The organism is Micromonospora sp. B11E3, from assembly GCF_039871625.1.
Lineage (GTDB): Bacteria > Actinomycetota > Actinomycetes > Mycobacteriales > Micromonosporaceae > Micromonospora.
Genome location: NZ_JBDPMC010000010.1, coordinates 140,589 through 147,975, shown reverse-complemented (window position 1 = coordinate 147,975; position 7,387 = coordinate 140,589). Strand labels below are relative to the sequence as shown.

At 70.5% G+C, this 7,387-nt stretch carries 5 protein-coding genes and 1 pseudogene; 5 read left to right on the top strand and 1 reads right to left on the bottom strand.

Translation table 11 applies throughout. The annotated features are described in order from the left end of the window. From ABGB16_RS08435 to ABGB16_RS08415, 5 genes and pseudogenes are all read left to right on the top strand, one after another. Positions 1–206 (top strand): annotated as a pseudogene (locus tag ABGB16_RS08435) (IS5/IS1182 family transposase); the annotation flags it as partial. 685 nt (positions 207–891) lie between these two features. Continuing rightward, positions 892–1,281, top strand: coding sequence for a hypothetical protein (locus ABGB16_RS08430; RefSeq protein ID WP_347667396.1), 390 nt, complete (start codon positions 892–894; stop codon positions 1,279–1,281). A 56-nt stretch (positions 1,282–1,337) separates the two neighbouring features. Further along, positions 1,338–1,700 carry a WXG100 family type VII secretion target gene (locus ABGB16_RS08425; protein ID WP_347667395.1) on the top strand — a complete coding sequence of 121 codons (363 nt, stop codon included), beginning with the start codon at positions 1,338–1,340 and terminating at the stop codon, positions 1,698–1,700. Between the two features lie 371 nt (positions 1,701–2,071). Next, positions 2,072–3,532: a CCA tRNA nucleotidyltransferase gene (locus ABGB16_RS08420; RefSeq protein ID WP_347667394.1), complete on the top strand. Its 1,461-nt coding sequence runs from the start codon at positions 2,072–2,074 to the stop codon at positions 3,530–3,532. A 246-nt stretch (positions 3,533–3,778) separates the two neighbouring features. Further along, positions 3,779–5,731, top strand: coding sequence for a S8 family serine peptidase (locus ABGB16_RS08415; protein ID WP_347667393.1), 1,953 nt, complete (start codon positions 3,779–3,781; stop codon positions 5,729–5,731). Positions 5,732–5,866: 135 nt separating this feature from the next. On the opposite strand, the gene ABGB16_RS08410 is transcribed toward ABGB16_RS08415, so the two are convergent. Next, positions 5,867–7,387 (bottom strand): SPFH domain-containing protein, encoded by a 1,521-nt coding sequence (locus tag ABGB16_RS08410; RefSeq protein WP_347667392.1) that lies wholly within the window; start codon positions 7,385–7,387, stop codon positions 5,867–5,869.

The window sequence follows — 7,387 nt, the reverse complement described above, 5'->3', positions numbered from 1 at the left end:
CCATCCAGGCGGGCCGCAGGTGGCATGTCGAGCGGACGAACGCCTGGCACAACGCCTTCAACCGCCTGCAACGCTGCTACGAACGCCGAGAACGCGTCATCGACGCGTTCTTCGACCTCGCCGACGCAATCATCACTCTACGTAGCCTGATCCGGCAGGCATGGACCCTCTACCGCTGGGACAACCGTCCCACCCGACGCCCATGATCTTGACCTATCTGCGCGACCTCTAAACCCCTCGCCCCACCACACTGCCTGAACGTCGGTCACGACTTGGGCGCGGTCGTCGTCCTGGTGCTCGACGACGAAGACACCCGTGCTGACCTTCGACGGCTGCGGGTCGGTTCGGGTGATGTCCCGCCGGATGCCTCGCCACTCGTTGAGAAGCTCGTCACGGCGCTGCGGTGCCAGTGCTGATCGCAGCCCAATTTCCTCGCCCGTCGACACGGCCAGCATGAAGACGTTTGCGGCACTGTCCGGCGACGGCTGGCCCTGGTCCGCCTCGTACGTCCTCGCCGCTGTCCAGCCCACGCCAGCGGCGGCCGGCGCTCCGGTGCACAGCGCCAGGCCGGCGGCGAGGTGCAGCAACCACCTGCGCGGCCGGCGACGGCCGGTTCCCTCCCTCATGATCATTCCCGCACCATAGATCGACTTGTCGATCGAACGGGCTTTAGGGGGCTTTAGGGGCATATCAGCCGTGCGAACAGTCTCGATCCCGGTACCGGTCAACCCTTTCCGGCTCGCAGCCGTGTAAGGGATGTGACCACCAGATTATCCGGCGGCCGGCCCGCCGCAACGGGCCCGAGCTGCCGCACGGCGAGATCACCCTGCGGGAGCCGCCGGTCGTTTCGGAGGTCCAGCCCGCCGGGTTCCGCTCGCTCGGGATGATCCTGTGGAGCCTCTGCTGATGACCGGCGGGTTCATGTTCATGATGATGAGCAACTCGCTCAGAGTCCTGATGGGCATGGTCATGCTGGTCGAGATGGGCGGCGGCATGCCGCGTGTGGCCGTGTTCCAGATGACGATGACCAACGGCAACCGCAACCAGCGGATCAACGGCGACCGGCGCGACTACTTCCGCTACCTGTTCCAGACCAGGGGGCAGATCCGCCAGTACGCGGCGGAACAGCAGGACGCGCTGGCCTGGCGGCACCCTGACCCGGAGTCCCGGCCCGGCTGCTGCCGCCGCGGCCCGACCCACCGGACGGACGTGGCGGGCGCGACCACGTCACGGACCTTCCGGCGCGACAGCCGCCGGATGACAGACAAGGAGTCATTATGACAACACCCAACAGATTGCCTGGTGAATCCGGTTGGGCAGGTCCACCGCACCGGGTCGTGGGTGGCGAGTTCGGCCTGATGGCCGACGAGGCGACCATCACCGGCATGGTCGTGGCGTTCGCTCAGGCCCAGACCGAGGCCAGGGACAGCCACCGGAACGTCGTGGCCGCAACCGAGGCGCTGATCCGCTCGTGGTCGAGCGACACGGCCGCGCCGCGGTTCCTTGAGGCCGTCCAGCAGTGGCTGGCCGGCTTCCAGAAGGTCCAGCAGGGCCTGGACAAGCTCAACCAGAGCATGCAGCAGTACTCGCGACTGACCACCACGACCGAAGACGACAACGCCATGCAGGCCGGCAATTGGGCCCGGGAACAGCCTGTCCCCGCTCTGTCTCGGGTGCGTTACACACCGGACGGCTCCTAAAGCCCAGCGTCGGCACCGGCGCGTACGCGCTGGCTAACGGGATTGCGCGATAGCTGACTGACCCGCTTCGATCATGGAAACGGCCGTGCGGGACGATCATGATTGTGACGTCAAGATGGGCCCGCACGGCCTTTCTCATCGTATCTGTACCGGCATCCCACGGCGCAGGCTGGGCAAGCTGATCGCTGAACTGGCCGACCCGTGGACCGCCCAGCAGGAATCCCGGCTGCGCGAACGCCGCGGCGGTGACCGGGTCCGCGCGCCCGGCGCCCATGATCTTGACCTATCTGCGCGACCTCTTAGTCAACTCGCCGGTGCCAACCACGCCCGGCGGACCAGTTCCCGAGGCGGCCCGATAGTCTGGCGATCCCATGTCCGAATCCTCCGCTGCCCACGCCGCCGACCGCCGCGAGCTCACCGCCGCCCAGCGCAACGCCGTCGCCGAACTGCTCCGCGTCTCCCCGGTCGCCGACGAACTGGGTCGCCGGTTCGCCAGGGCCGGCCACGAGCTGCACCTGGTGGGCGGCTCCGTGCGCGACGCCCTGCTCGGCCGGCTCGGCGAGGACCTCGACTTCTGCACCGACGCCCACCCCGACCAGACCGTGCGGATCGTCCGCGGCTGGGCGGAGTCGATCTGGGAGACCGGACGCGAGTTCGGCACCATCGGCTGCCAGCGCGACGGGCTGCGGCTGGAGATCACCACGTTCCGCGCCGAGGCGTACGACCAGGTGAGCCGCAACCCGATCGTCGAGTACGGCACCAGCCTCACCGAGGACCTGCGGCGGCGCGACTTCACCATCAACGCGATGGCCGTGAGCCTGCCCGAGCACCGGTTCGCCGACCCGTACGGCGGCCTCGACGACCTCGCGGCGAAGGTGATCCGCACCCCCGGTACCCCCGTCGAGTCGTTCCGCGACGACCCGCTGCGGATGCTGCGGGCGGCCCGCTTCGCCGCCCAACTGCGCTTCGCCGTGCATCCGGACGTACGCGAGGCGATGACCGCGATGGCCGCCGACCTGGACCGGATCACCGCCGAACGGATCCGGGACGAGTTCACCAAGCTGCTCTGCGGCGCGGACCCGGTCACCGGGCTGCGGCTGCTGGTCGACACCGGGCTGGCCGACCGCTTCCTGCCCGAGCTGACCGGGCTCAAGCTGGAGATCGACGAGCACGCCCAGCACAAGGACGTCTACGAGCACACCCTCACCGTGGTCCGTAACGCCGTGTCGTACGAGACGGACGGCTGCGACTTCATCCTGCGGCTGGCCGCGCTCATGCACGACGTCGGCAAGCCGGCCACCAAGGCGGTCGGGTCGGACGGCCGGGTCAGCTTCCACCACCACGAGGTGGTCGGCGCGCGGCTGACCAAGGCCCGGATGAAGGCCCTGCGCTACCCGAAGGACGTCACCACCCAGGTGGCCAAGCTGGTCGGCCTGCACCTGCGCTTCTACGGGTACGGCCGCGGCGAGTGGACCGACTCGGCGGTGCGCCGGTACGTCACCGACGCCGGCGACCTGCTGCCCCGGCTGCACAAGCTGACCCGCTCGGACTGCACCACCCGCAACCGTCGCAAGGCCGCCCAGCTCGCCGCCGACTACGACGCGCTGGAGGAGCGGATCGCCCGGATCGCGGCGGAGGAGGACCTGGCCCGGGTCCGCCCCGACCTGGACGGCAACGCGATCATGGAGCTGCTCGGCGTACCGCCGGGGCCGATCGTGGGGCGGGCCTGGAAGCACCTCAAGGAGCTGCGGCTGGAACGCGGCCCGCTGGACCGCGAGGAGGCGGAGGCGGAGCTGCTCCGCTGGGCCCGCGAGCAGGGCGTCACCGACTGAGGGGGCCGCCCGTGTCCCCGGTATTCCGTCCGGTCCTAAGATCATCCGAACGGTCGGAAAAGTGACAACCGTACGCTGTCGTGTCGCCCGATCGACTGAGGTAATTTCCTTTCACCAGCATCCATGATGGTGGAACATCGTTCCGGCCTCGTGTCGTCAGACGAGGCTGTCTCATCGTTTCCGGCCGTTCGGCATGGACGGCCGATGACCCAACGGGGAGATCATTCAGTGAGATTCCGTGGCGGTATGCGCCGCACCGCGGTGGCCGGGATCGCCCTCGCCTCCGTCACCTCCATCGTCTGCGCCACCACGGCCGGTGCCGCGATGGCCGAACCCACCACGACCCCGGCCCCCCAGGCCAGCCCGGACCCGCTCGGCCTGGACGCCGCCAACGCGGTACGGCCCACCCTCACCGCCCCGGCCCGCCCGCAGGCGCGGGAGGGTGTCGGCGCCGTCGTGCCGGGCCGCTACATCGTGAAGCTCAAGAACGACAAGGCCACCCCGAAGGCCACCCGCAGCGCCGTGAACGCGCTGACGAAGAGCAACGGCGGCACGGTCCGCAAGGTCTTCACCAGTGGCCTGCGTGGCTACTCCGCGCAGCTCACGCCCGCCCAGGCGAAGCGCCTGGCGGCCGACCCGGACGTCGAGTACGTCCAGCCGGTCCGCCGGTACAAGCTGGACGGCAGCCAGTCCAACCCGCCCTCCTGGGGCCTGGACCGGATCGACCAGACCACCCCCAAGCTGGGCGGCACCTACAACTACCCGTCGGCGTCGGCCAGCGATGTCACCGCATACATCATCGACACCGGCATCGACATCAACCACGAGGACTTCGGGGGCCGTGCGAGCTTCGGCTTCAACGCGGTCTACGACGGCATCACCACCGACTGCAACGGCCACGGCACGCACGTCGCGGGCACGGTGGGCGGCACCCGGTACGGCGTCGCCAAGGACGTCAACCTGGTCGCGGTGCGTGTGCTCGACTGCGACGGCTCTGGCACCACCGAGGAGGTCGTCGCCGGCATCGACTTCGTGACCGGCCAGGCCCTGAGCTCCGACAAGCCGGCCGTGGCGAACATGAGCCTCGGCGGCCCGACCGACCTGTCCCTGGACGACGCGGTCGCCGCCTCCATCGCCGCGGGTGTCACCTACACCGTCTCCGCGGGCAACGAGGCGGACGACGCCTGCGCCTACTCCCCGGCCCGGACGTCGGCCGCGATCACCGTCGGCGCCACCGACCGGATCGACATGAAGGCCGGGTTCTCGAACTACGGCTCCTGCCTGGACATCTTCGCCCCCGGCGTCGGCATCACCTCCGCCTACACCGGGAGCACCACCGCGACGGCGACGCTGAACGGCACCTCGATGGCGGCGCCGCACGTGGCCGGCGCGGCGGCGCTGCTGCTCGCCCAGAACCCGAGCTGGACCCCGCAGCAGGTGCGCAACAGCATCGTCACCACCGGCATCTCCGGCGCGGTGGTCGGCCCCACCGGCAGCATCGACCGGCTGCTGCACGTCGGCTCCGCGGTGATCACCCGCAGCTCCGTCGGCCTGCGGGCCCGGATCAACGACAGCCTGGTCGTGGCGCAGAGCGGCGGCAGCCTGCCGCTGCTCGCCAAGAGCTGGCAGCTCCAGACGTGGGAGAAGTTCGACGTCGTGTCCCTCGGCAGCGGGCTGATCGCCCTCAAGTCGAAGGCCAACGGCAAGTACGTCGTGGCGGAGAGCGGCGGCAGCAAGCCGCTGATCGCCCGCAGCAGCGCGGTCGGCACCTGGGAGAAGTTCCAGCTGGTCAACAACACCGACGGCAGCGTCAGCCTCAAGTCCATGGCCAACGGCAAGTACGTCGCGGCCGACGGCGCGGGCAGCAAGCCGCTGATCGCCAAGAGCAGCGCGGTCAGCACCTGGGAGAGGTTCGAGCTCGTCGACCTCGGTGACGGCTGGATCGCCCTCCGCGCGCTGGTCAACAACCGGTACGTGACCGCGCAGAGCGGCGGCTCCCTGCCGCTGCTGGCCAAGGCCAGCTCGATCAACGCCTGGGAGGCGTACTACGTCGACTGGCACCACCCGGACGGCACCGTCCACCTGTACGCCAACGCGAACCTGAAGATCGTGAAGGCGGACAGCGGCGGCAGCAAGCCGCTGATCGCCAAGAGCACCTCCGTCGGCTCCTGGGAGCAGTTCACCATCGGCATCGCCTGACGGATCCGCACCACCCGGCGCCCGCCGGCACCGCCCCGACCGGGGTGGCGCCGGCGGGCGCTGCCCGTTTCCGGCCCCGAACGACGCTGGCCGGGCCCGTCACCGGGCCCGGCCAGCGGATGTGTCGCCTGCGGATCAGCTCCGGGCCGGCGTGCCATCGGCCGGCCCCGCGACCGCGACCGCGCCGTCGCCCGACCGGGCGGACGAGAGCCGGGCGAGCAGGCCGGCCAGGTCGATGCCGGTCAGGTCGGTGCCGAGCTGGAGCCCCTGCGCCACGTTGCTCGCCACCGACTTCGTCAGCGACGACGCGCCGTCGGTGGAGATCACCGTCATCTTGTCGATCGCGCCGATCGGGGCGCTGGCCGCCTCGACCACCTGCGGCAGCACCCGGACCAGCAGGTCCAGCACCGCGGCCTCCCCGTACGCGGCGAACGCCTCGGCCTTGCGGGCCATCGCCTCGGCCTCCGCCTGACCCTTGGCCAGGATGGCCGCGGCCTCGGCCTGACCCTCCCGCTCGACCGCCTCGGCGATGGCGGTACGCCGGCGCTGTTCGGCCTCGCCCTCCTTGGCGCCCTCGATCGCGTTCGCCTCGGCCAGCGCGGCCCGCCGGGCCCGCTCGCCCTCACCGGTGAGCCGGGCCTGCTCCGCGGCGGCCTGCGCGGCGGCGATCGTGGCCTGCCGCTGCGCGTCGGCGTTGAGCACTGCAGCGTTGCGGGCCGCCTCGGCCTCCTGCTCGACCTTGTACCGGGCCGCGTCGGCCGGCTTGCGCACCTCCGTGTCGAGCTGACGCTGCTTCAGCTCGGCGTTGCGCTCGGCCACCTTCTGCTGCTCGGAGAGGATCGCCTGGTCCCGCTCGGCCTGGGCGAGCGGCCCGGCCGCCGCCGACTTCGCCTTGGCGGCGTCGATCTCGGCCTGGATGGCGGCCTGCTTCAGCGCCAGGTTCCGGTTCGCCTCGGCGATGGCCCCCTCGGCCAGCAGCCGCTCCTGCTCGGCCTGCTGCCGGGCCCGGGCCTCGGCGATCGAGGCGTCCTTGAGCACCCGCGCCGCCTCCGGCCGGCCCAGGTCCTGCAGGTACGACCCCTCGGCCAGGATGTCCTGGAGCTGGAACGTGTCGAGCACCAGACCCTGGTTGGTCATCGAGTGCTCGGCCTCCTCGGCGACCGCGCTGGCGAACGCAGCCCGGTCCCGGATGATCTCCTCGACGGTGAGCCGGCCGACGATCGAGCGCAGCGCGCCGGCCAGCACCTCCCGGGTGAAGTTGTCGATCTCGGACTGTTGGTGCAGGAAGCGCTGGGCGGCGGCGCGGATGGCGTCCTCGGTGCCGCCGACCTTGACGATGGCCACGCCGTGCAGTTCGGTGCGGATGCCCTGCTTGCTCACGGCGCCCTTGATGCCGACGTCGATCCGCCGGCTGGACAGGTCCAGCGACTGCAGCTTCTGCACCACCGGCAGGACGAAGACCGACGCGCCGAGGACGACCTTCTGGCCGGACATGTCGGTGGACCGACCGCCGTCCGCGGTCTGGGTGGTGCGGCCCTTGCGCCCGGTGACGATGAACGCCTCGTTGGGCCCGGCGACCTTGATCCGGGAGAGCACGAACAGGACGAGGACGACGGCGAGGAGGACTGCGCCGCCGATGGCGATGACGAGGGGCAT

What these genes read in the sequence shown, in the direction of transcription:
- ABGB16_RS08420 (WP_347667394.1), top strand. Translation starts at nt 2,072, where the DNA reads ATGTCCGAATCCTCCGCTGCCCACGCCGCCGACCGCCGCGAGCTCACC.
- ABGB16_RS08415 (WP_347667393.1), top strand. Translation starts at nt 3,779, where the DNA reads ATGCGCCGCACCGCGGTGGCCGGGATCGCCCTCGCCTCCGTCACCTCC.
- ABGB16_RS08410 (WP_347667392.1), bottom strand. Translation starts at nt 7,387, where the DNA reads ATGCCCCTCGTCATCGCCATCGGCGGCGCAGTCCTCCTCGCCGTCGTC.